This window comes from Persicimonas caeni (genome assembly GCF_006517175.1).
In the GTDB taxonomy this organism is placed as follows: Bacteria; Myxococcota_A; Bradymonadia; order Bradymonadales; family Bradymonadaceae; genus Persicimonas; species Persicimonas caeni.
Map to the genome: position 1 here is coordinate 4,189,903 of NZ_CP041186.1, position 24,830 is coordinate 4,214,732.

Annotated in this window: 16 protein-coding genes; 10 read left to right on the plus strand and 6 right to left on the minus strand. The window is 61.4% G+C overall.

The window, feature by feature from the left end:
- Window positions 1-46 precede the first annotated feature (46 nt).
- From FIV42_RS15450 to FIV42_RS15490, 9 genes are all read left to right on the plus strand, one after another.
- Window positions 47-568: a type IV toxin-antitoxin system AbiEi family antitoxin domain-containing protein gene (locus tag FIV42_RS15450; RefSeq protein ID WP_141198564.1), complete on the plus strand. Its 522-nt coding sequence runs from the start codon at window positions 47-49 to the stop codon at window positions 566-568.
- Entirely contained in the window at window positions 568-1,485 is a 918-nt protein-coding gene (locus FIV42_RS15455; protein ID WP_141198565.1) for a nucleotidyl transferase AbiEii/AbiGii toxin family protein, read from the plus strand. Before FIV42_RS15450 ends, FIV42_RS15455 begins: the two co-directional genes overlap by 1 nt.
- A 434-nt stretch (window positions 1,486-1,919) precedes the next feature.
- Window positions 1,920-4,772 (plus strand): ATP-dependent helicase, encoded by a 2,853-nt coding sequence (locus tag FIV42_RS15460; RefSeq protein ID WP_141198566.1) that lies wholly within the window; start codon window positions 1,920-1,922, stop codon window positions 4,770-4,772.
- Between the two features lie 239 nt (window positions 4,773-5,011).
- The gene (locus tag FIV42_RS15465; RefSeq protein WP_141198567.1) at window positions 5,012-5,764 is read left to right on the plus strand and encodes a hypothetical protein; all 753 of its coding nucleotides are present in this window, start codon (window positions 5,012-5,014) and stop codon (window positions 5,762-5,764) included.
- A gap of 17 nt (window positions 5,765-5,781) precedes the next feature.
- Window positions 5,782-8,406: a Z1 domain-containing protein gene (locus FIV42_RS15470; RefSeq protein WP_141198568.1), complete on the plus strand. Its 2,625-nt coding sequence runs from the start codon at window positions 5,782-5,784 to the stop codon at window positions 8,404-8,406.
- Window positions 8,407-8,415: 9 nt separating this feature from the next.
- Window positions 8,416-9,420, plus strand: a complete 1,005-nt coding sequence (locus FIV42_RS15475; protein WP_141198569.1) for a PD-(D/E)XK motif protein — start codon at window positions 8,416-8,418, stop codon at window positions 9,418-9,420.
- Window positions 9,417-11,306 (plus strand): hypothetical protein, encoded by a 1,890-nt coding sequence (locus FIV42_RS15480; protein ID WP_141198570.1) that lies wholly within the window; start codon window positions 9,417-9,419, stop codon window positions 11,304-11,306. Before FIV42_RS15475 ends, FIV42_RS15480 begins: the two co-directional genes overlap by 4 nt.
- Window positions 11,307-11,309: 3 nt before the next feature.
- The gene (locus FIV42_RS15485; RefSeq protein WP_141198571.1) at window positions 11,310-12,227 is read left to right on the plus strand and encodes a hypothetical protein; all 918 of its coding nucleotides are present in this window, start codon (window positions 11,310-11,312) and stop codon (window positions 12,225-12,227) included.
- Window positions 12,224-13,498, plus strand: a complete 1,275-nt coding sequence (locus tag FIV42_RS15490; protein ID WP_141198572.1) for a DUF6339 family protein — start codon at window positions 12,224-12,226, stop codon at window positions 13,496-13,498. The genes FIV42_RS15485 and FIV42_RS15490 overlap by 4 nt, the downstream gene beginning before the upstream one ends.
- Window positions 13,499-13,505: 7 nt before the next feature.
- On the opposite strand, the gene dcm is transcribed toward FIV42_RS15490, so the two are convergent.
- Entirely contained in the window at window positions 13,506-14,699 is a 1,194-nt protein-coding gene (dcm, locus tag FIV42_RS15495; RefSeq protein WP_141198573.1) for a DNA (cytosine-5-)-methyltransferase, read from the minus strand.
- Between the two features lie 100 nt (window positions 14,700-14,799).
- Between dcm and FIV42_RS15500 the strand changes: the two genes are divergently transcribed.
- Window positions 14,800-15,483, plus strand: coding sequence for an HhH-GPD family protein (locus tag FIV42_RS15500; RefSeq protein WP_141198574.1), 684 nt, complete (start codon window positions 14,800-14,802; stop codon window positions 15,481-15,483).
- Window positions 15,484-15,698: 215 nt separating this feature from the next.
- Here FIV42_RS15500 and FIV42_RS30725 read toward each other — a convergent pair whose 3' ends face one another.
- The 5 genes from FIV42_RS30725 to FIV42_RS15525 form a co-directional block, all read right to left on the minus strand.
- On the minus strand, window positions 15,699-16,316 hold the full coding sequence (locus FIV42_RS30725; protein WP_222615243.1) for an SEC-C metal-binding domain-containing protein: 618 nt from the start codon (window positions 16,314-16,316) through the stop codon (window positions 15,699-15,701).
- An 895-nt stretch (window positions 16,317-17,211) separates the two neighbouring features.
- On the minus strand, window positions 17,212-18,084 hold the full coding sequence (locus FIV42_RS15510) for a hypothetical protein (protein ID WP_141198575.1): 873 nt from the start codon (window positions 18,082-18,084) through the stop codon (window positions 17,212-17,214).
- A gap of 307 nt (window positions 18,085-18,391) precedes the next feature.
- Window positions 18,392-22,303 (minus strand): DEAD/DEAH box helicase family protein, encoded by a 3,912-nt coding sequence (locus FIV42_RS15515; RefSeq protein WP_141198576.1) that lies wholly within the window; start codon window positions 22,301-22,303, stop codon window positions 18,392-18,394.
- Window positions 22,304-22,320: 17 nt separating this feature from the next.
- Entirely contained in the window at window positions 22,321-23,214 is an 894-nt protein-coding gene (locus FIV42_RS15520) for a hypothetical protein (RefSeq protein ID WP_146983775.1), read from the minus strand.
- Window positions 23,214-24,791, minus strand: coding sequence for an AAA family ATPase (locus tag FIV42_RS15525; protein WP_168210681.1), 1,578 nt, complete (start codon window positions 24,789-24,791; stop codon window positions 23,214-23,216). Before FIV42_RS15525 ends, FIV42_RS15520 begins: the two co-directional genes overlap by 1 nt.
- Between the last annotated feature and the right edge of the window lie 39 nt (window positions 24,792-24,830).

The window sequence follows — 24,830 nt, forward strand, 5'->3', positions numbered from 1 at the left end:
CAAACGAGGGTGTTCACCAGTGTCCACGCTAGACGACATCGCAAAGATGGCCAAACATCAGGAAGGCTACGTGGCGACCTATCAGGTCGACGTAAGCCGCCAGATGTTCAGCCACCACGAGTCCAAAGGGCGCCTTGAGCGCGTACTTCCGGGTATCTATCGCCTGGAGCATTTCCCGATGTCAGAGCACGAGGAGCTTATCGTCGCCTACCTGTGGTCACGACAGCGAGGAGTGATAAGCCACCAGACCGCGTTGTCGCTCCACGATTTGTCGGATGTGCTGCCGCGCGCCGTCGACATTACGCTTCCCGTCGAAGAGCCCCTTCCTCCTAAGGAGCCACCAAGTTGGTTGAGACTCCATCGCGCAGATGTGCCGGATGAAGAGCGACAGTGGTACCACTCCGTGCCAGTAACAACTCCAGTACGCACCATCCTCGACCTCGCCGTCGCCGGATTCAACCCGGAGCTTTTTCGTCAGGCGCTCGATGAGGCGCAAGAGCGCGGACTCGTGCCTCAGGATTTCGAGCGGCGCATCATCCACGAGTTGATGACCAGGACGAGGCAGTGATGGCAAAGACTTACCCTAATCCGTCGGCGTTCGAGCAGGCACTCAAAGCGCGTGTGAAACGCCGGGCTCGCGAAATGGGCGTGGGTTTCAATCGGGTGCTTCAAATAGTGCTGTTCGAGCGATTTCTGGCGCGGGTTTACGAGGCTGTGGGCGATGCTGTCATCCTCAAAGGCGGCTTTGCCATGGAGTTGCGCCTATCTCGCGCCCGCACCACCAAAGACATTGACATGCGCATCGAGGGGGCGCTCGACGACGTTGTCGACAGACTCCGAGCCGAAGCCGCCAAGCAGCGGGATGATTATCTGACCTTTGCTTTCGTCGGCGAGGAAGACTTCAAGGAAATGGTGGGCGAGCAGGTAGTCTATGGAGGGCGTCGGCTGCGTGTGCAAGCCCAGCTTGCGGCGCGTCCATTTGGCAGCATCTTCATGCTCGACTTGTCCGTCTCCGACAAGCTCTTGTTGCCGCCCGACACCGTTACCGGCTCGAACCTTCTCGAGTTCATCGGCATCGAGCCACTCGAGCATCGCGTGTACCCTGTCGAAGCACACGTGGCCGAAAAGCTGCACGCCATGACGATGACCTATGAAGGTGCACCGAGTGGCCGGGTCAAAGATCTGGTCGATATCGGATTGCTGGCCCTGCATTCGCCGTTTGAGGCCGCGACGTTGAGGCAGTCCATCGTCGCGACCTTTGATTTTCGCGACACGCATTCACTGCCCCCTGAGTTACCGCAGCCACCGGAGTTTTGGGAAGCGCTGTATAATCAGATGCGAGAAGAAGACGACCTTCCGTGGCAGTCACTCGCCGACCTCCAGAATGAGTGTGTTGAGTTTTTGAATCCAGTCCTTCAGGAACGATTGGGGGCAGGTGACCGATGGCGTCCTGACAAGCTCGAATGGGCGAAATACACGGGGTGAGACCCAAGTGACTCCCAAAGACCCAAGTAAACTCCCAAGTTGCGGGCGAACGCAGCCAGACTCCGGGTGACGCTCCGTGACGGTGAAACTGCGCCTGGACCCTTCAGGGGCCTCTGAGCGCCTGCTCGGGAGCGATTCCCAAGCTAGTTGTCGCGAGTTCGAATCTCGTCGCCCGCTCTCGATGAAAAGCCTCCGGATTTCCGGGGGCTTTTCGCGTTTCTTACCTTCTTCTCCCAGCGGCCGCGGCGGAACGGTCCGGCGTCGAAGATCATCAGCATCCCTTGCGGCCTCTCCCTTCCGTGTCGAGAGTTGTTCGGAGGTGAAACGGCCTCCCCGTTTAGATCACCGACTCTCACCGAGCGCTGCCGACCGAAGCACCTCGCCGTCTTGTCGATCCGTCAGCGTGTCCCTCGCCCTGGGGAGGCGGAGGCTCCATGAGATACACCGACGCCCAGCAGCGGGCCATGCAGTTGGTCGAGCCCAACGTGCAAATCATCGCCTGTGCCGGCTCCGGCAAGACGCAGGTGCTCGCCGAGCGCACGGCCAACTTGCTGGCGCTGCCCGATGTCTCTCCGCGCAATATCGTCGCCTTTACGTTCACCGAGAAGGCGGCGGCCGAGCTGAACGCGCGCATCATCAAGAGCGCGGAGCGAAAGCTCGGGCCGACCGACGGCATGGCCGAAATGTACGTGGGGACCATCCACGGCTTCTGCCTCGATTTCCTGCAGACCTATCTGTACGAGTTTCTCAAATACAACGTGCTCTCCCAGGTGCAGACCGAGCTGCTCATCGCGCGCAACAAGGTCAAATGCGGGCTGAGCGGGGTGGAAGTCTACGACAAAGAGGGCAACAAGAAGCGCGACGAGGACGGCGAGGTCGAGACACTGACCCGTAGAACTTTCGACGTGCGTGTGTTTCTCGAGGCGCTCAACGTCCTTCGGGAGGACAAGGTCGACACCGCCCAGGTGCCCGAGCCGCTGCGTCGAGCGCTGCGGATGTACACCGACCTGCTCGACGAGCACCGCTACCTCGACTACTCGCGCATCCAGCACGAGGCGGTGAAGGCGCTCGGCGACCCCGACGACCCCGTCAGGCTGCACGCCCAAAAGCTTCTGGCCGACCGCATCCGGTACGTCATCGTCGACGAGTACCAGGACGTCAACCCGCTTCAGGAGGCCCTGATTCGCCGCCTCTACGGACTCGGGGCCAATATCTGCGTGGTCGGCGACGACGACCAGACAATTTATCAATGGCGCGGCTCGGAGGTGCGCAATATCATCACATTCTGTGACCGATATGAACGGGTCGAGTCCGTGAAGATGGGCGAGAACTTTCGCTCGAGCATGGGTATCGTCGATACGGCCAAGCGCATCGCCGAGCTCAACGAAGAGCGGCTCGACAAGCCGGTCGCCGCCGCCGGCCACCAGCCCTTCGACTTCGGCGACTTGCTCACCTTGAGCTTCGACACGCCGGCGAGCGAAGCGGCGTGGATCGCCGACAAGCTCGTGCATCTTCGCGGCATGCCTCTCCAAGACAGGCGCGATGAGCCCGCGCGCGGCCTCGATTGGTCCGACTTCGCCGTCCTCCTCCGCACCATCAAAGACCGCACGGCCGGGCCTCTTGCCGAGGCCTTCAAGGCCCGCGACATCCCGTTTATCGTCGGCGGCTTTACGAGCCTCTTCGAGGCCGACGAGATCAACGCCGCCGAGGGGCTCTTTCGCTACGTCACCCAGGACGTCTACGAGCCCGACGAGGATGAAGAGGTCGTCGACGAGGCGAGGCTGCGCGAGCTTTGGAAGAGCGCGCGCGTCGGCCTGACTGACGACGATCTCACCCGCGGCATCGCAGTCCTCGACAGCGCCCGCGACTGGACGGCGAGCACGCGCTGGGCGGCCTACAACATCCAACGCACTTTTCTGAACTTTCTCGAGGCCGTCGAGCTGCGCGAAGAGCGCATCCCGCCGATGGCCTCCGGAGATCCGCGCGCCGACGTCGTCTACTGCAACCTGGGCAAGTTCAGCCAGGTCATCTCGGACTTCGAGCAGATCCACTTCCAGTCCGAGCCCAAAGAGAAGTACCTGACCTTCGTGCGCTGGCTCAAATACGCCGCCCCGGACCACTACGACGAGGGGATGGACACCGACGCCTTCGCGCGCCCGAACGCCGTGCAGATCTCGACCATCCACCAGGCCAAAGGCCGCGAATGGGCAGCCGTCTTTGCCCCGGCGCTCCAAAAGGACCACTTCCCGTCACGCGGCCCCTTCGGGCGCACCAAGTGGCACCTGATGCCGAGCAGCGCCGTCGAAAACGCCGCCCGCTACGACGGCTCGGTCGAAGACGAGCGGCGCCTGCTCTACGTCGCGCTGACGCGCAGCAAGAAGTACTTCTTTGCCTCCTTTGCCCCGGACCCGACCAAAAAGCGCTGGTACCAAAAGCCCTCGCCGTTCTTCAAAGAGCTGAGCGACTCGCCCCGCGTGCTCACCCGCGAGCCTCGGCGCCGCGCGGTCGACAAGCTCGAGCCCAGCGCCCTCCAGGACGTACCCCCGGTCGTGCTCAGCTTCAGCGAGCTTCGCTACTTCTACATGTGCCCGTACCAGTTCAAGCTTCGCTTTCTGTACGGCTTCAACCCGCCGATTCACGAGGCGCTCGGCTTCGGCAAATCCCTGCACGACGCCCTGGCCGAGATGCACAAGCGCGCCCAGGCCGGAGAGCACGTCGACCACGACGAGGTCGACGCGCTCGTCTCGCGCCACTTCCACATCCCGTTCGCCTACCCCGAGCTTCGCGACCAACTGCACGAAGCGGCCGTCGAGGCCGTCGACCGTTACCTCACGCGCAACGACGAGGTCCTCGACCAGGTCGTACACGCCGAAAAGCAGGTCGAAATCCAGGTCGAGCCCGAGATCACCGTCAACGGCCGCGTCGACCTCATCAAGCGCCTCGACACCGGCGAGGTCTCCATCGTCGACTTCAAATCCTCCCAGCGCCCCATCGACGAGGAGGTCACCCCCGAGCAGCTGCACACCTACGCCATCGGCTACCGGGCGCTGACCGGCGAGGACGCCGACCTGGTCGAAATCCTCAACCTCGACGAGCGCGGCCACACCGTGCGCGAACTCGTCGACGACGAGATGCTCCAAACGACCGCCCAGCGCATCCGACGCGCCGGCAGCTCGATTCGCGACAACGACTTCGCTCGCCTCGAGCACTGGTGCGGGACGTGCGAGCAGTGTGATTTGGCGGGGATTTGTAGGGATCGCGGGGGCCGGGCGATACGGGCGACTTGAGGATGGACTTGTTCGTGATGCGATCTTTGGGTGGATATATCCGGCAGTATCACGGTTGCGTCATGTAGTTTTGCAAGCTACGATGCCGCAAAAGCTCTTGCAATTAGGGGCAAATACTTTTTGTAGGCTCATATCTGAGGCGATGACGGCTCGCAGACGTTCTTTCTTCGAACACTTGAGAAAGGCTGTATGCCAGCATTTCGCCGACCGATAAGTAGATCTTTCGAGCGAGGCTGATCATGCCGGCAGGACAGATCCAAATAGTCGAATTTCGTGGGCACGTCGCGGGAACAAAGCAGGGTGAGGTAACGACTTACCTGCTCGCAATCGACGGCGATTATCGTACCAAATATCTCAAGCCGAGCTTCGAGTATCTTCCGAAGAGCTGGCGCGATAAGTACCAGGTCGAATCCTACGACGTCGGTCGAGCTGGCACGTGGCAAGAGTTCTACGAGAAGTGCAACGCGCGCCTCGAGCAGGAGGACCCTTTTGCCACAGCGAAGAGTGGTTCGGCACAGGTGAATACCGATGACGACAAGACGGATGAGCTCGAAGTGCCAAATGTGCCCGAGTCCGGCGGCGGGCTCGAGGAAGCATCGTCGGCGATGGATTCATCAGTTCGAGGCGTCTTCGAGAGCTTTCTCGAGGATCCACCCGAGCGTCGACTCAGTCTACAGTTCGAGGTGAACGGTTATATGTCACTCCTTCAAGAGGAGGAGCAACGGCTCGGTACTGTAGACCTTCCTCTCGCTCGAGCAATCGCCAACAGCGCATTAAAGTTGCTCGACCACGTAGCGAGTGACTCTTTTGAAAGCGACGACTACAGCATGGTGCAGGCCGCTATCCGCTATTTCACGGTCGCCGAAGACGCGAGCTCTGATTTCGAAGAGGGCGGCTTCGATGATGACGCCGAAGTGCTGAATCTGGTTGCTCGCAAACTCGGCCGTGAAGATCTCGTCGTTCCCCTGTCCGAGCGCACCACCACCGTCTAACCAAGTAGGATTCTGTCATGACTCAGGTCGATAAGTTGGAGCTCGAAGAATACCTCCAAGATTACGAGATGTGGATCCGCGGCGGCTACGCGCCGGAAAAGGCACGTGCGCGTTTGCTTCGTTTCGTTGGAGACGAGGCCGTGGTCGACAAAATCGCCGAAGAGTATCGAAAGCGTACCCGCCGATTCATCAAATTCACGGACCCGCGTGTGCTGGAGGGGCAGGAGCACATCGAGACTTGGTACCCTGGCCCTGACTTCGATACGGCTTGGTGCTGGCCGGCTTACAAGGGTCTTCTCCACGAGAAGGGCTGGGCGAATTCAGCAATCGAGAGCGTCGATACGGCCACCACAAAGCTGATGGCGTATCTGCCGCATCCCGGAGAGGGCGATATCTCCACGCGAGGCTTGGTGCTCGGATACGTGCAGAGCGGTAAGACCGCGAACTACACCGGCCTTATCGCGAAGGCTGCAGACATTGGCTACAAGCTCTTCATCGTTCTGACCGGAATGACCAGTTCGTTGCGTCGCCAGACGCAGCGTCGACTGCACGCAGAGCTGTGCGCGCCGAACAGCGAGAACTGGAACGAACTCACCTCCGCTACCCAAGACTTCCAGGGCGTCGGCAATCCCGACTACATGCTGAACCCTCGGCACCCCGAGGGCCGAATCCTCTGCGTCGTCAAAAAGAACGTCTACATTCTGGACCGGCTGCGAAAGTTCTTCGCCCAAGCCAAGGACGACGTCAAACGCGGCTGCCCCGTGGTCATCATCGATGACGAAGCGGACCAAGCGAGTGTGAATACTCGCCGAAAGGCAGATGAGCGTAGCGCCATCAACCAACGAATTGTTCAGTTGCTCGAGACGCTTCCGAAGAGTGTCTACATCGGCTACACCGCGACACCGTTCGCCAACATCTTCATCGATCCGACGCTTCCAGAAGATCTCTACCCGCGTGATTTTATCTTCGATCTTCCCCGGCCTCGTCAGTACTTCGGTGCGGAGCGCATCTTCGGTCGTGAGATGATTCGCTACGATGACGATGAGGCGAGTTACGACGGCCTCGATATGCTCCGTGACGTGCCGGAAGAGGACGCTGTTCGCATGCAGCCGCCGGGAAGAAACGAGCGTTTCGAGTTCCAGCCGGAAATGACGCCGACGCTCGAAAATGCGCTTCGGTATTTCGTCTTGGCCAGTGCCTGTCGGCTGGCGCGAGGGCAGACAAATAAGCATAGCAGCATGCTTATTCACACGACGCTCTACACGTATACGCACGGTCAGTTGCAGCAGCTCGTGGCCGGATACGTGCGCGAGTTCGAGAAGGAGTGGACCAAATATCGCGCCGATCTGAGCAGCGAGCTCCAGACTCTATGGGAGCAGGAGAACGCACGCGTGACGCCTGCCGATCTCCAGATGGAAATCAATGAAGTGTCGTTTGACGAAATCGCCGAGCATATCGACGAGGTGTTCGAGCGCTGCGAGGTAGTTGTTGATAACGGTCAGATTGGTAGCGGCCTGAACTACAACACAGAAGAGGCCGGTGTTCATATCGCCATCGGCGGAAACACGCTCTCCCGCGGCCTTACGATTGAAGGGCTCATTGTCAGCTACTTCATTCGTACGGCGTCAGCCTACGACACGCTCTTGCAAATGGGGCGTTGGTTTGGCTACCGGCCGGGCTATGAGGACTTGCCGCGCGTGTGGATGACCTCCGAGTTGCAGGACCACTTCATCCACTTGGCTACGGTCGAAGAGGAGATTCGCCACGACATTCGTCGCTATGAAAAGGAGAACAAAACACCTCTCGATTTCGCCGTACGGGTTCAGACACATCCGAAGCTTGCTGTCACGTCACGGCTCAAGATGCAGCATGTGACACTTGCGTCGGCCTCTTATAGCGATAGCCACATTCAGACGTTCCAGTTCAAGCACGACGACCGTGAGTGGCTTCAGTCGAACCTCGAGGTCACACGAGAGCTTCTCGAGCAGGTGAGTGGGAAGCATCAGTCGGAGAATCAGGCGGGAGCGCGCTGGCTCTACCGAAACGTCGATGTCGAGCCCGTGCTGGAGTTTCTGCGGCAATACCAATCGCTGCATGAGGATTTCGAAAATCGCTTGCTCATTAACTATGTCGAGCGGGAGCTCGAGCACGAAGGGCTGCAGACGTGGAATATCGGTATCATCGGCAATCAGCGCCTCGATTCGCTCGATATCGGAGCCGATGTCACGACTCATCTCGTCACACGTTCGCGGTTCCGCAAAATTCAACCGGCCAACATCAAAGCGCTTACCTCTCGGGCAGATAGGATCATCGATCTCGACTGGGATGGCTCACTCAAAAGCCTGAACAGTGAGAGTATCAAAAACATGCGCAACGAAAGACAGCCGGATAACGGTCTGCTGCTTATTTATCCGATCGACAAAGACTCAGAACCAGCAAACGAATCGAAGCTTCGTCATCCCCTCGACGCCAAAGAGCACATCATCGGCATCGGCTTGTCTTTCCCAAAATCGAAGCGCCCGATGCGCGACTACGTGAAGAACAACCTCGACCGCGTTTTCGAGGGCGAGGGGCTCGACGAGAGTCGCCCCGAAGAAGAAGATATTGCGGTCAGCGAAGACGAACAGGAACTGGAAGGCTAGGAATTAGCAGTGAAGCTCGAGCAGTTGTGGAATGACATTGCCGCAGAAATCGCTTCGGATGGGCTATCGCTCAGCGATTTACAATTGCTCCGGTCGGGAGCACGAACCACATGGGGGGAGATCTACGTAGGCGTCGACCCAAAGGGCCGTCGCCACGTCGTGGTACCCGCGCCGGACAACGCGTCCGAAGAGCTCGACAATTCGAGCCGTGGCATGCGTGTGGAGGTCAAACCCTACATTTCGGACGGAAAGCAGCGTCTGTACTGCGATATCTCCTGCCAGCTCAGCGAGTTGAACGATATGTTCAGCGTGGTCGCGCAGGACATGATCGACGAGTTGCTGGCCGAAGAGGGCGCATCGCCTTTCCCGGTTTGTGTGCGAGTCCTCGAGCGTTGGCGACAACTGCTCGAGCGGGTTCCGGTCACCATGCTTTCGCCACAAAAGCAGGCCGGGCTTATCACCGAGCTACTGCTCCTCAATGACCTTGCGGAGCTCTCCCCCAAGGCAATCAAAGCATGGGTCGGCCCCGACGGCGGACGCCACGATTTTGTCTCCGAGGCGGTCGACATCGAAGTAAAGAGTTCCATGCGAGTCGAGGGCCGGCGGGTGCATGTGCAGTCTCTCGACCAGCTCGATATTTCCGAGGGACGGCTCTATTTGCACTTTGTGGCCCTTCGAGAGCCGGTCGGCCAGGGAATCACCATTCCCGGGCTTGTCGATCAACTCAAAGCCAAAGGCGTCAACTCCGTCGACCTTCACGAGAAGCTCGCTGCCGTGGGCTATTCACCGGTTGACCGGGCTAAGTATGAGGAGACCCGCTTCGAAGTTGTCGAGCGTCTCACCTACCGAGTTGATCAGCCGGGCTTCCCTCGTCTGGTTGCTTCCTCTTTCTCCGCACAGCTTCCCGCCGGAGTGGAGCGCGTAAACTATGATATCAATCTCGACGTCGATGGTGTCGAGCCGATCACTGACGAAGAACTTCAAGAAGCTCTCCAAGCGCTGGTGACGACGTGACAAGTCTGCACTACCACGCCGAAAAGGTAACGGATTACGGCAATATCACAGGGGATGGTCTAGGAAACCTCTTGGGCGCACCGAAGCTCGAACCGCTCGAGCTCCTTGTACGCGAGGCCGTCCAGAATAGCTGGGACGCTCGTCGCGAGGACGCCGACGCGATCGAGTTCGGGGTCGAGTACAAGACCCTGCGCGACCGGCCTCTTCGAACGCTGCAGGACTCCATCCTGCACTCGCATCCACCGAAGCTCGACGGCCTGACCCATGAGCCCGAGCTCCCCGTGCTTCTGGTCTGGGACCGAAACACCCGCGGACTCGCCGGTCCTGTTCGACCTACGGAGACTGCCGGAGGCCGCCGCGATTTCGTCAACTTTGTCTACATGATTGGCGAGACGAAGCCTTCGACGGACCACCAGGGCACCGTCTCCGGCGGTAGCTATGGGTACGGTCGCTCGTCTTTCTTCCGGGCCAGTCGAGCACGCACTATCCTCGTCCACTCACGCACCGAGGTCGGTGGGGAGCTGGAGTCACGCTTCGTCGGAGTTTCATGGCTCGACAAGTACAGGGACCCGCGCACTGATGAGCAGTGCACGGGGCGTCACTGGTGGGGCGAGGATCGAGACGGCTGGGTTGGGCCGGTCATCGGCGAGTCGGCCGATGCAATTGCCAAAGCTCTCGGCATGCCGGTGCCCGGCAAAGCAGAAACCGGAACGACCATCATGGTTCTCGATCCGGCGATGTCGTCGGTAGAAGCCGACGGCGAGTCGGACAAGCGTTCGAAAAAAGAGCGGGCCGCCACGCCCAAAGAGCAGATTGTCTCGAGCATCTTGTGGAACTGCTGGCCCCGGATGCTCGCCGGAGGCATCAAGTTCGCCGTTCGTTGGGAGGGGCAAGACGTTCGGATTCCTGACCCTCGACACCACTCGCGCTTGAAAGCTTTCACGAGGGCCTTCGATACGCTCAGGGGCCGTCGCGACGAAAGCCAGATGGCCCGCACCTTCGAAATTCGAAGCAAGAGTCCCAAGGCGCTGCTTGGAAGGCTGGGCTTGGCGCGTCGCGCCTTTGCACGCATGCGAGCAACCCCGGACCCCAGTTCGCCGGTAAGTCCGGAGGAGCCACTTCGCCATGTGGCTCTCATGCGCAATACCTTGATGGTCCTCAAGTATATGCAGCCGTCAGGTATCCCGCCTCGTGAGGGCGAGCAGTATGCCGGTGTCTTTGTGACCGACCGAGACATTGAGGATGTCTTTGCTCGCGCCGAGCCGCCCAGCCACGACGATTGGGTCCGGGAGCGACTCTCCGACCGCAACGAGCGTATCTACGTGAACGTGTCGTTTACTCGCATTGACGAGAAGACCCGCAAATTCGTAGCTCCGACGACGGATCTCGTGACCTCGGCCTACACCAAGTCGGTCGCTGGCCTTGCTGATCATCTGGGCGGCTTGCTGCCCGGTCTCAATGAAAGCGCACGGGGCAAGGAGACGATCTCCTCCAACGGTGGGGGCGGCGGAGGAACCCGAGAGAAGAAACCGCAAATTCAGGTGAAGCCTCCCGTTCGAAGGCCCGGTACGAACGAGGTCGAGCTGGAAGTTCCCTTCTCCGTCGGGCATCTCGACAACACCGAAGGTTCCGAAATCACCTTCCAGGTCTCCGTTGTCACCGCCGGAGGCGCCAAGGAGTCCGCGCCGCCCGAAGGCGGCCGAAAGCCCGTTGTGAAAAGCTGGGTGGTGGGAGATGCCGTTGCGCAACAACCGAAGGGCGACGCGAGTGAGATCACGCTGACCATACCGCCAGATGTCGAAGACGGTGTGGTGACCGTTGTTCAGCCGGCCGATTGCATGGTCGACATCGATCTGAGCGCCGAAGGTATCGCCAAGGCGGAGTAATTCATGGCTACAAAACTCAAAATCCCCCCATTTGCAAAGCTTCCCGAAGAGCCTCCCGGTGAACTTCTCTTTGCTTCACCCTGGGAGATTACGACCGGTCAAGACGGAGGCGACGCCGACCACTGGGACTACCTGGTCAATCTTCGCTTCTCCCGCGCTCTCGAGATCGATTTGGCGGCTTTCAGAGAGGCTTGCCAGCTATCCGAGGATGCCCGGATTGCTGTGTTCGCCGAGTGGAGTACGGACCTTACGAACTACATGCGCGGCCGCGGTGAGGAAGTAGAGATCGACCTCGATGAAGACAGACGTATTGAGGTGTCGTTGAGTTTGCCCATCTGGGGGTCTCAAACGGGTGGAACGCTCTACCTCCACACCTTTGTCATGCTTGTCGAGGAGAACTCGCCACAACCCGGCGGCGCGAGGGTTCCGGGCAGTGTGCTGTGGCAAACCACGGAAAAGCGGATTCTCGAAAGCCCCGGCTCACGGTTGCCTGTATGCGTCGTGAACTTCAAAGACTTTCCGGAGAAGTTCGACAACCCGAATGCAGCTTGGGTCGTCGAGGTTGTCCCGGAAGGCTTCGAGCTTCCTCCTTCGGTCGGCATGGAGATCTACCTCAATTCACAGCACCAAGAGCTGGTCGAGCTCGTCTCGCCAGACGACAGCTCCTACGGTTCGGCATTTGCGACTCAGATGATGTACTTCGATATCGGCCGCCAGCTGATTTCGCGTGCTGTGAGCGACGAAGTGTTTTGCGATCCCGAGCACCAGTACCCGGAAGGGTCTCTCGGTGACTCCCTTCGCGCTCGCGCCCGGCTGCTCTTTCCCAATCTGACGTTGCCCCAGATTGGTGCACTGCATCGTGAAGCACCTCAACGATTCGAGACGATTGTACAGGGGGCACTGCTGGAGTTTCCGTCATGACCCTTTATCTGTTCCCTCGACTGCAAAAAGGAAACGCCAAGCTCTGGGCGGAGCGTTTCCACGAGATGAGCCCCGAGCAGGTCGCTGAAGCACGGCCGCGATCTGATATTGACGGGGTTCTTTTTGCCCCGACCGGCGGACCGAAAGTCACAGACGACATTCTACGGGAGTTTCGTCAACAGGTGATCGAGGCTGCAAAGGCCTCGGGCTACCCCGACCAACGCTTCCTCGAGGGCCAGCGCCAATTTGATCTCGAGCTCGCCCGCATTCTCCTGAGGCTCCCGATCATCCCCGGAGAGGCCCTGCGCGATGAGGTATGGCAATACCTCACTTGCAAGTTGGTGCCGGAAGCCGTCGTCTGGCGTTTCGGCTCGACGAAGAGCTCGGTTGTCACCGGCCCTACGACCGAATCGCGTTTTCTCGGGGGAAACCGAAACCTGCTGCAACGCCTGTGGTGGCGTGCCACCATTCTGCGTGATCCAACGGCCGATGACGAAGTGTGGTTGCTCGACACTTCCGGCCGCGGGCTCACGGAGGACAACATGGTGGCATTGCTCGAGCGTGGAAACATCGCCGGCTATCACGATCTTTGCCGCTCGATCGCCACCGAGTTTATAAAGTATCGCCCCTACGTCGAAGGGCTGCGACAATCCCCTGAAGAGCATTTGCTGCGCGAAGTGATGAAGCGTGTGGTGCGTCGAGCTGCGTTCGCAAACTTGGATGCGGTCGCCGAAGAAGATCGCCTGGAGACGATTCGCGGTCTCTTCGTCGAGACGATCGAGGCGATGGGAGGGAACCCTCCGTCGCCCGGCCGAATCTACGACAAGATCGCCGTGCGTCACCTGCGCCCGATCGATCTGCCGAACTCATCGAGCAACCAGCACGAAATTCAGGGAGTCACGGCTCTGCGCCAGTTGCTGGGTGAGGAGGAGCAACAACTCGATTGCCATTGGCGTCTGTTCTGGAAGGACGGCTCAGTCCGCAAGGACTTTGATGGCCGGGTAAAGTGGTACGACGCGCGGGCTTCGAGCCCTCGGCGAAGCGAATGGAGACTCTACTATCCGGCAGGCACTCCACTCGAGGAGGCCGAAGAGCGTGACATGCTCGTCCTCGCCACGAGCCTGACGGACGACCAACTGCACGCATTTGTGCTGCCTCGGGGGGCACCGATTTCATTGCAGATTCGTGGTGCGCTGGGAGCTGCAGAAGGAGTCAACGTGCCCGACGAGGTCGAGGAGTTTGTGCGCGAGAAGTTGCACGAGCGGCTCTAAGGCGCACTCACTGACCGACCCGCTCCAGTACCTGTTTCATGCTCTTGGCATTAAACAGTGCAGCCTGGAAGGGCTCGTCGGTATCCGGAAGCGCGTGGAGCTGCTCTGGATCTGCCAGAAAGGAACTCATGGGGTCGGCGATAGCCTCGACCACCGGGACGCACACGCTGTTCCCAAACTGCTTGTAGGCCTGGGTGTCGCTTACCGGTTGCTCGACCTCTTCAGTTCGCTCATAGAGCTTCTGGAACTCCTTCGGAAAGCCCTGCAGGCGCGAGCACTCGAGCGGTGTCAGTCGTCGAGGTCGTACCTCCTCTCCCTGGTAGACGAGCGCTTCTGATCCGTCCTTGTAGTAGCGTGCACTGATGGTGCGCGTGTATGCCTCGTCGCCTTTGACCATTCCGTAGCCGAACCCGTTGCCTTTGGCGCGGTGTTTTCTGCGGTACTCCTGCAGATACTCCCACAGGCCCGGCGTCAACGTGTACTTGTCGGGCACGTCGGCGTGGTCCTCGAGTACATGTTTGACCAGCGGCCAGTCTTGGTCGGCGGAAACTTCGTACTCCTGTCGATAGGACTCGGCCCGGCGCTCGATCCCTTCTTCAACCGTTTGCCAGAACGAAGACCAGTCGAGGCGGCGCTCCCCGAGTCCGAAGGTCTCGCGATGAAACCCGACGATGAACACACGCTCTCGGTGCTGGGGAAGGACGTCGGCGGCATCGATGATCTTGTCGGTGAATGCGTAGCCCGCCTGGTGCAGCGAGTACGCGATTACCTTCCACGTATCGCCGCCGTCGTGCGAGCGGAGGTTTTTGACGTTCTCCAGAAGAAACGCCGAGGGCGTCTTCTCCATCAAGATCTTCTTGATATTGAAAAAGAGCGTCCCCTTCGTCGGATCGTCGAACCCGTGCGAGCGGCCGAGGGCGTTCTTTTTGGAGACACCGGCCAGCGAGAACGGCTGACACGGGAATCCACCGGCGAGCACGTCATGGTCGGGAACTTCGGCCGGCTCGATCGCCGTGATATCCTCGTTGAACAGATGATCGTCACCGTCGTTGAAATAGGCTTGGTAGGTCTTCCGTGCCCACTTGTCGATCTCGGAGGTCATCACGCAGTGGCCGCCCGCTTTCTCGAGTGCGATGCGGATTCCACCGATGCCCGCAAAGAGATCGATGAAGTCGAAGGAATGACTTTCGTTGTTGCCCATTATGGTGACTGGTGTCTGTAGCGCTGGTTGTTAGTCTCTGCCGGCGGGTTTCGCTGGCCGTACAGTTGTACTGGTTTCCTCCCCTTCCCCTCAAGCATCGATGTCGTATCCCGACGCACAAGAAACTCCCGAGGAAAAGTGGGCTTACCTCCGCAAGGGCATCATCGAGTGGTGGAGCCCCGAGGACCACGATTTCCCCTGGCGAAAACCAGACGACGAGTGGAAGCTCCTCGTCACCGAAATCCTCTTGCAGCGCACACGCGCGAGCGCCGTCGCCCAACTCTACGACGACTTCTTCGAACGCTTTCCCACCCCCGAATCCTTGGCCGAAGCATCGACGGAAGAGGTCGGTGATGCAATCTACTCGCTCGGCCTGGCCTGGCGAGCGAAATACATCAGCCAGCTCGGCGACCAACTTGCAGAGCTGACGGGTGAAGTTCCTGATACGAGGGACGGACTAAAGGAGTTGCCGGGCGTCGGTCCCTATGTATCGGGCGCGTTCCAGGTGCTTCACCGCAATCAGCCCGATTCGTTTGTCGACTCAAATGTCGTGCGTCTGCTCGGTCGCTATTTCGGCTTCGAATGGGACGGGGAGACGCGGCGCCGCAAGTGGTTCCTTCAGTTCGTGGATCGGCTGTTCGAGCATGAGTACGAGCCGAGCCGGTTTGGCTATGCGTTGCTCGATTTCACCCGAGAGGTGTGCGCGCCTTCGCCGAATTGTGAGGTGTGTCCGGTGAGGGAGAGGTGCCATTTTGCAGCTGAACACAAGCAAGCTCGTATTTGATATGCCCGGCGGCGCGTTTCTTCTGCCAACGCCTCAACGTGTTCCACGGGATGGCGAGCTTTTGGCTGTTCTGGTCTTGGGGGTGGCCGAGCTTCTCGAGTTCGTCGACCAACTCGAGGGCGACTATACTCCGCCGTGGAAAGCCTCTTCCTCGTCGCTCTTGTGGACGGAGGTAGAGTGGCTCCTCTCAATGCAAACGAACAAAGAGACATCTATTAAGACTGGTCCGACTTCAGATGACATCGCTTATACTTCCGGCCACTCCCACACCAACACGGGTCGTTGCGTCCGAGCTTCTCACTCGCCCCTTTTCGATACGGCTCGCCGGATAGCCCGATCTCCTCGCGAAGCCGCGCATTCTCGTGCCGGAGATCTTCAATCTCGCGCCGGAGCTCCTCGGCGGTCTTGCCCGCGTCGACATCCTCGTCGAACTCCAGTTCGTCGATCGCACGCTCCAGCTCGCGGATCGAGTCGTCGGCGAGCGGGTCGTTTGCGCCGGAGCGCACGCGGTCGAGAGTGCGCCGCACAGCCGGGAGTGTGTCGGGGTCGCCGTAAGTCGATAGGAACATCGTGGCGAGCATCGGGTGTGGGTCGAGGAGGTCGACGAGGTGGGAGCGGAGACGCTCGTCGTGGACGCCCAGGTCGGAGGCGGCGTCGAGCAGCGCGTGGCGTGTCGACTCATCCTCTAGCTGCTCGAGCGCTTCGAGAATCGGTTCGAGCGCGGCGGGCCCTTTGGCCCGCAGCGTGAAGATGAGTTCGCTGCGTCGCCCGTCAGTCAGGTCGCGTCCACCGTCGACGAGTGCGTCGATGAGTTGATCGATGGTGTGGTTCATGTATCTCCTGAACGTTCGCAGCCTCGGCGAGCTATCACTTTTCACTAAAACGGAGCCCCTCAACCCTGCCCTCGACGCAGCTGAGCGTACCGTCGAGGGATTCGTTCAAATGGGCGATGAAGGCCGGGGGTGATCGCGTCGCGGTCGGCCTGTCGAATCGCTTCGCGCAGATTCGGATCGAGTACCTCACCGCTTTGGCGCAACTCTTCGAGAAGTTCGTCGGCTGTCTGTGTCACGGGGTCTCCTGGTTGGGCGTCTCTCTCTCGTTTGTTTTAGGCACGTCGTGGGCATCCTGCAACACACTGGTGGCGTTGGGCGAGCTTGTGGTCGTTCGGGCCGCGAGTCGGGCCGCCTTCGATCGACCGCGCTCACCGTCGGCGCAACCCCTTCGACTCCGCGAACGACCGCGGTCGTGTCGCCCGGAACCCACCCTTTGGCCGGATCGAGCGCGGTCGTTGCGATTTTTAATGCACCCTCAGCACGAACGACCGCGGTCGTTCTTTCCAAGGGTCCCCCCTCGAGACATAACGACCGCGGTCGTTTGCACTCGAGGGTGGACCCTCAGCGCGAACGACCGCGGTCGTTATGTGCGAGGGACACTCCTCGACGGGGACGAGCGCGGTCGTTGGCGGCGAAGGTGGACCTTTGAGGGGGAACGAGCGCGGTCGTGGGCGGCGAAAGTGGACCGTCGAGGGGGAGCGAGCGTGGTCGATTGGGCTGGAGGGGGGCCGGCGGTGTGGGCGACCGCGGTCGTTGGCGGAGCGGGTGAGGTTGCTCGGCCGACGACCGCGGTCGATCTGGGGGGAGGGAGACCGGTGGGAGGAACGAGCGCGGTCGTAATGCGTGAAGGTGCAGGGGAGATTGCGACGACCGCGCTCGTTTGGGTTGAAAAGGATCAGGCCTCGACGGGGTCGTCCTCGGTCGACGGGTCGACCGGGTCGGCGTCTGTGTCGGTGTCGATGTCCGTGTCGGTGTCGGTGTCGACGACCGGCGGCTCGACCGGCTGGCCGCTGTCGGGGTCGAGGACCTCGCCGGTGTTCGGGTCGACGTTGGGGATGGTGCCGTTTCGCTTCATGTGCGCGGCGATGCGCTCTTGCTGGTCGACGACCTGGGCGAGCAGCGCCGAGCGGACCTCGGGCTGGGGGCGGTAGTCGGCCAGGATGGTGACCAGCACGTGGTCGAAGTCCTCGCGGGCGATGTGCTCGGCGGCGCGGACCTCGTCGAAGGTGACCTCGTCGCGCTGGCGCACGTCGAGGTCCTCGGCGAACTGCTCGACCAGGTCGCGCAGCTGGTCGATGAGCACGACCATGCCGCACTCGACGATGTGGTCGGCGAACTCGTCGTCGATGCGCTGGAGCATCACCTCGAGGGCGGCGAGCTGGTCCTCGTAGCTCAGGCCGCTCAGGGGGCGCACGCCGTTGGGGAAGAAGACGCTTTTGAGCTCGCGGGCCATCTGCTGGCGCCTGGGGCGCCGGCCGTTGCGGCTCAGCGCGCCCAGGTGTTTGTCGGTCGCGGTGAGCGTCTTGTCGATGGTGTTGTCGGTCTCGCTGGCGCCGCCGCGGCCCTTGGTGACCTGGCGCTCCTGCACGTTCCAGTTGAAGCGCATGCCGTTGGCCTTTTGGGCCGAGGCCAACGCCGTGTCGATACGCGCCTGCAGCGTCGGGTTGGGCTGCGGCAGGTTGGGCATCTGTCGGATGATATCCTTCAGGCAGAACACCATGCTGCCGATGGACATCTGGTACATTTCAGAAAAGGGCGCAATCTGCATCGTCGTCTCCTGGTGAAGGCCCCCAGGCTTGGAGCACCATAGGGGCACAGAGCAGTTGTACGTGGCACCAATGGATGAGATTGGCTGTCTCGTACAAACTCGCGCCCGCCCATTGGGCTAGACACGCACACACACCGAGAAGCAATCGGTCGCTGCTGCCGGGGGCCGCCACTGTGTCCCCCAGCGTCGTTTTAGATGTTGTGCGTCGCAGAATAGCAGAAGGGGGGAGGGGTGGGAAGAGGCGACAACTATCCTGACACCTGGGGTTCATGCGTCGACTGGCCGTCGCTGCTTCACAACCGGCGCGTCAGTCGCGTTGTGTTTGCTGCCAGATACGGTCGAGCAGTGCGCTGGAAAACGCCTCGTCGACCTCGTACTCCGCGACCATCCAATCACTCAGCAGGGCAATGAACTCGCTGCGGTCGGCGGCATCTTCGGCGAGCCTCCTCGCCTCCTCTTCGAGCGCGGCTGCGTAGGCCGGCTCGCGGGTGACGCCGTGGCGTTCGAGCTGTGCGGGCAACGCGGCGACAAACGCGTCCATATGCCGCGACGTCGCCTCGTGTCGGGGTGTGACACCCACGCACAACGCCACCACAACCGTCTCCTCCGACGCCTCAAGAGCCGGTACCCGCGGGTTATCCGACCGCAATTCGAACCCCTCTTCCGTCTCGACCACCCGCTTCAGGTAGTACGCCGGCGCTTCGTCCGACTCCCCGGCATGACGCACCAACGCCACGCGCCCTTCGACGGCCTCGAGCGGCTCGCCGCGCGCCCAGCGCATCAGCACCCAGTCGCCATTGCGAATTCTCTCGTCCGCTACATCGCCGCCGTCCATCGAATCGCCGTGTGCCTGCACGGCGAAGTCGGCCGACGGAGCGTCGGCGTCGGCGAGTCGCAATTGCGTCCACGTCGGCGTCTCGTCTTGCGGCAGGCGGTGTGCGCCGGCGGCGGCCTGCAGGTTCGGGAAGGCGATGACGTGGCCGGGGCGCGGGAACGGGATGACGTGCGCGCCCAGGGGCTCGATGCGCCAGCCGTCTTTGGTGGGGCGAAACTCGACCCGGAACTCCGTGCCTGGCTCGCCGGCCGCCGGGCCGAACCAGGTGCGCAGCAGGTCGGGCAGGCGGTTTTTGTTCGCGCCGACTGGGTGGGCGACGTTGACCGCGATTTTGACGAAGCGAAAGCGCCACTTCTGGCCGTCGGGCAGCGCGACGGTGGTCTCGCCGCGGGGGATGTCGGGGTGCTTCTTGCGCGACGGGAGCTTGAGGATCGGGTCGCGCTTGTTGCTGATGAGCTTGGCGCGAAAGGCGCCGGTCTCTTGGGCGGCCTCGTCGTAGCGCTCGCGGTATTTCGTCAGGCGGTACTCGACCAGTTCGCGGGTCATGGTCAGGAAGGCCTCGCGAGCGGCCGGCGCTGATGGGACGGGTACGTGGGAGGTGAAATAACGAGGCTCATTGCCGGACCGCGACGATGCCCCTCCTTGATCCTCCCCACTCGTTCCTCGCGGGGAGGTTATGGTCGGCTTATTGGTGGTCCTGGTGAACCAGGGGTTGTCGATCGTTCGGCGGTAGTCGCCCGACCAGACGCTCAACGGCATGGCGTCCCAGAAGTTTCGCCACTGCTCGGAGTCGGGATCGCGCGGGTCGTCGAGCTGGGTGAGCGAGGCGATGTCCTGGAAGAGCTCCGGCGAGCGCGCGAGGATGCGGTGGCAGCGGTCGGAGACGGCGTCGATGGGAAGGCCGGTGTCGAGCGCGTCGGCGTCGAGCAGCGCCTGGACGACGACCATCTTGTAGCTCTTGTTGAGCGTGGTCGTCTCGAGTTCGTGGAACCACGCTTCGCCGACACGCCAGGCCTCGAGCTCGGCGTCGGTCAGGTCGCCCTCGTCGGCGAGGAAGCCGAACCAGCCGCCGTGCTTTTTGAGTGTGCGCAGGTTGAACCCGAGTGTGTGCAGCTCGCTTGCGGTGGGGCGCTTGCCGCGCGCCTGGTGGAGCTCGCGATACTCGCGCACCAGCGAGCTTCGGCTCGACGTCGGAAGCAGATCTTTGAGCAGGTCGATCGCCTCGAGCTCGATGTTGATCTGGCAGCCCTTCGGAAGCTCGGGCTGCTCGCCTTTCTCCAAAAATTTTCGAAGTGAGAGGGGCTTCGGGCCGAGCGACAGGAGCGTGCGCACGCGGTCCAAAAACACGCGGTGGTTGCCGACGAAGTCGAGCACCGTCAGGTAGTCCTTGCCGTCGGCGGTGCGCAGCCCGCGGCCGAGCTGCTGCATGAAGACGACCGGCGACTCGGTCGGCCGCAGCATCACCACCCGATCGACACGCGGGATGTCGACGCCCTCGTTGAGGATGTCGACCGCGCACACCGCATCCAACTCGCCGTCTTTGAGGGCGCGAAGCGACGCGTCGCGGTCGGCGGAGTCGGGGCCCGAGAAGATCGCCGCCACCTGCATGTCACGCTCGGCGAGCCATTCGCTGACGAACCGCGCGTGGTCGATGCTCGAGCAGAAGATGATGGTGCTCTCGCCCGGATGCTCGGCGAGCGCCTCCCAGACCCTGGCCATGCGCTCGTGGGTGGCGACGGCCTTGGTGAGCGCCTCGGTCTGGAACTTGCCGTTTCGCCAGGGAATGGGCGCGTAGTCGGTGACGTCGGCGAGTCCGAAGTAGTGAAACGGGCTCAAGAATTCGAGTTCGATGCCTTCGCCGATACTCGCTCGATGGGCGACGAAGTCGTCGAATAGCGGCCGGATATCGGCCTCGTCGGCGCGGTCGGGCGTCGCCGTCAGCCCCAGGAGGAACGCCGGGTCGAGGTGCTCCAAGATACGCCGGTAACTGGGAGCGGCGGCGTGGTGGACCTCGTCGACGATGATGTAGTCGAAGGCGTCGGGTTTGAGGGCGGCGAGGTTGTCGCCGTAGGTGAGCTTCTGGACGGAGGCGAAGACGACGTCGCCGTGGGCCTGCGAGCGCGACCCGACATACCACCCGAAGGTCGCCTCGGGCAGAATCCTGCGAAAGGTGTCCGCGGCCTGCTGCAAGATCTCGGCGCGGTGGGCGACGAAGAGCACACGCGGCGAGGTGTGGAAGTAGTCGGCGAACGCCCGTACGTCGAACGCGGCGAGCCACGTTTTGCCGAGGCCCGTGGCGTGGACGACGAGGGCGCGCTCGCGACCGTTCTTGCGGGCCTTTTCGAGCGCCTCGAGCGCCTCGGCCTGCACGTCGTGCGGCGTCGGCACCTCGGCCGGCGCCTCCTCGTCCTCCTCGCCGGTTGGCAGCGGCTTTGGCTTTGCCCGGGCGCGAAGCTCGTAGCCCGACACCCAGTCGAGGGTGAGCGGCGTGGCCTCGTCCCACTGCGCGTCGAACGCGCGAACGACCTCCCCATAGCCCTGCGGGTCACTCTGACGGCGAACCCGCAGGTTCCACTCGCTGCCGACGGTGAGCGCGGTGTGCGAGATGTTGCTGCTCCCGACAAACGCCACGCCGAAGCTCGGCGACTCGAAGCGCCACGACTTCGGGTGGAACGATTTCGGCCACCCGTCACGCTTACCCACCTCGACGACCCGCACCTCGAGCGAGCCTTCGCGTGCGGCTTGCTCCCGCACGGCGGCCGCGCCATCCATCCAGTCGAGCAGCCGCTTGAGGGCCTCGACCTGCGTGATGTTGAAGTAGTCGCCAGTAAGCAGCCGCACGTCGACGCCGCGGTCGAGCGCCGAGCGCAGCGGGCTTTGCAAGAGCTGGAGTCCACTGTCCTGGACGAACGCCGCGACGATGGCGATGCGCTGTGCCCGAGCGAAGAGCGGACGCAGGTGGTCGACGAAGTGGTCGTCCGCGCCGCCCGTCGCCAGTGAGGGCGAGGATTCGGCGAGGTAGTTCCCCTTCCACGGAATCACATGACGCACCCCACCGCGCGGGTCGGGCATATCGCCCTTGTAGCGCGGGATGACGTGCACATGCAGGTGCATCACCGTCTGCCCAGCCGCCTCGCCGGCGTTGATGCCGATATTGTAGCCGTCGGGCTCGAAGCGCGCGTCGAGGACAGCTTTGACCTCGTCGACGAGCTGCATGATGGCCTGCTGCTCTTCGACGGTGGCGTCGAACCAGGTCGGAACGACGCGGTGTGGGACGATGAGTGTGTGGCCGTCGGTGACCGGGTAGCCGTCGAAGAAGGCGAAGGCGAGGTCGTTGCTGGCGAGCCAGGCGGATTGGGGGATTTGGGTGAAGGGTGAGGACATTTGGAGTACTGATTGAATTAGGAACGCTCTACGGCTGCAACCCTGCACTCATCAGCGAGATCGTACACACGGGCATCGTCGAAGCGGCCCTGCAATTCAGCCCAGGTTTCGCGTTCCAAGAGGCTGAAGGTCGTGGTCGAATCTCTCCCCTGTCCGTGGTCGAGGCCGTGTCCTATCTTGACGCCGCCGATGTCGGTCAGGATGAAGCGGTCGTGGAAGTCTTGCCCATCAGTGCGGGCCTGCCATCGAACCACTCGCACTCCGTGTGGAGAGCGGAGTCGTTCGCGGCATTGGCGCTCGAAATACGCGGCGCTCTGTCCGGGCTTCGTCGACGAGTGAATCTCGCAGCGGACATTCTTGCCCCGTAGCTTGCCGCATGCCTGCAAGAACGCGTTGAGATTGTCGGTGAATCTTCGCTTGTTGGGATTGAAATACGGGTCGACGAAACGCACACGTTGACTGTAGCCGAGCAGCACGCGCACGGCATCGACCATCGCTTCTGTGGTCCGCGGGACATTCAGGCTTCGCGTGGTGCGCCACTGCTCCGTGCCGTCGTGGAGGTCGTCGAGACGCAGCACTCCCGGCTTTGGTTCTGCCGATGTCGAGACGATGGCGTGAACCGAGCCATCGGCGTGGACCGACAGGGCGTTTTGCAACCATGGCTCGTTGCTATCGAAGGGAGTGTCGCGGCGTCTTACGAAGGCTTTGCGTCCGAGTTGACGCCTGAGCAGGTCGACCATCTGGCGCTTTCGCCAGCTTCCGCCGCAGGCTTCGTAGACTTTAGCTTTCCAGTTCGAGGGCAGCTCGAAAATGAGGCGACCGTGTTGCATACCGAAGTGACCGACGAAGAGGCCGAACATCTGTTCGAGCTCGGCGAAGACGTCGGGGTCGATGGCGTACTCGCGAAACATCAAAACAACTCCTCGGCGCGCTCGGCGAAGAAACCGGCGGGCCATCCTGCACGGAAGTCACCGTCTTCGTCGATGACGAGCCGTGATACTTCGGCGGTGCCGTCGCGCTGCTCGACGTAGTAGACCGCCACATCTTGTGAGCTGAGCGTGAGTTCCGGGCGTGGCAATTTCTGCTCGTATGTCTCACGGATGCGACGCATCAAGCGCAGCAAGAGATGTTCACTGTGGGTCTCCACCATGAATCGACGCGAAGTCTTGCCCCGTTGCACCACGAAGAGATCTCCCAGTGACGCTTGCACCGCCGGATGGACGTGCAACTCGGGCTGTTCGATGGCAACCAACGGCGAGTCGAAGGGATAGCTGACGTGGGCGGCGACTACGAGGGGGACGAGCTGTGAAACACCCGTGCCGTGGTCGCGGGCTTGGACGCCGATGCCGCGATTCCGATCTTCGATCTCGAAGTGCGAGACAGCAGGTGTGTTGGAGACGGCTTCCAAGAAGTTGTGTACGCCGATCTTATTCGGAGTCTGTTCGAGCGCACTAAGGGCTTCCAAGGGCACTTCGCGAGCCGTGTTCACGCGTAGTGAAAGGCCAAGTCCGAGGCGCTCCGGCGAGGCGAGCCACTCGTTGACGCGCTCGATGAGGGGGACCTTGTCATCGACACGCTGGTACACCGACGCGTGGTGCAGCGCATCCCAAGCGGCAGCGCCGGTGAACCAACGATATTGATCGTACATGTCGACGTCGCCCGCCGTTCTCTCTTCTCGCGGGGGACGCTCCCGAAGTGGTCCTACGTGGAGGAATTCGTAGAGTGACTCTCGGACGAGATGGAAAGGCGTAAGAAGTAGCGCCTTGACCGGTGGGCTCACTTCCACAGATGTATCGAGTGCGGAGTCGGCCGTGAAGGAGCGGCCGGGCGCCCAGCCTAACTCCACCCACCCGTCCTCCGCGGACGCGTCGCCAACTCCCGAGGACTCTACCCATTGGTTTACATGCTGTCGGATGGCAGCCGGTACCTGATCGGCATCCATCAACTCGAGCAGGCGCTGGGGATGGAGTTCGATAACCTGCCTGTCGAAACCTCGTGTGGAATTGCCGGCATAGGTACTGCGAACGAATTGCGCAGCCGGCACGCCCGCAGTTGTACGCATATGAGGTGTTTGCAGGTGATGGAAGGTGCGTTGGCCCACCTCGATGTCGACGGCCGCCGTCCCGAAGCTGTCCCAAAAGTCCCAGAAACTCGGCTCGCCGATATCCAAGTCGAATGTTGCTGCAGCTTCTTGAATTACTTGGTCGAAGCTGAGGTCCTCGAAGGGGCCAGAATAACAAGCCTCTACGCCGATTCGGATATCACGCTCGGTCGTTTGCCCATGCACACAGTCGACAAACTCGCCGAGCTCTTCACCAAATGTCTCGAAGCGCTCGACGCCGAGTTGCTGACCGGCAAAGTGCAGCGCCTTGATTACTGCGCTCTTGCCGACGCCGTTTGCTCCGAAAAGCAAGGTGATCGGGGCGATGTCGATGCGAATCGGCTCGCGGATAGCTCGAAAATTCTCGAGCGTAATGGCAGTGATCATCGAGTGACTCTCTTGGATGCGAAAAGCGCGCTTCCACCC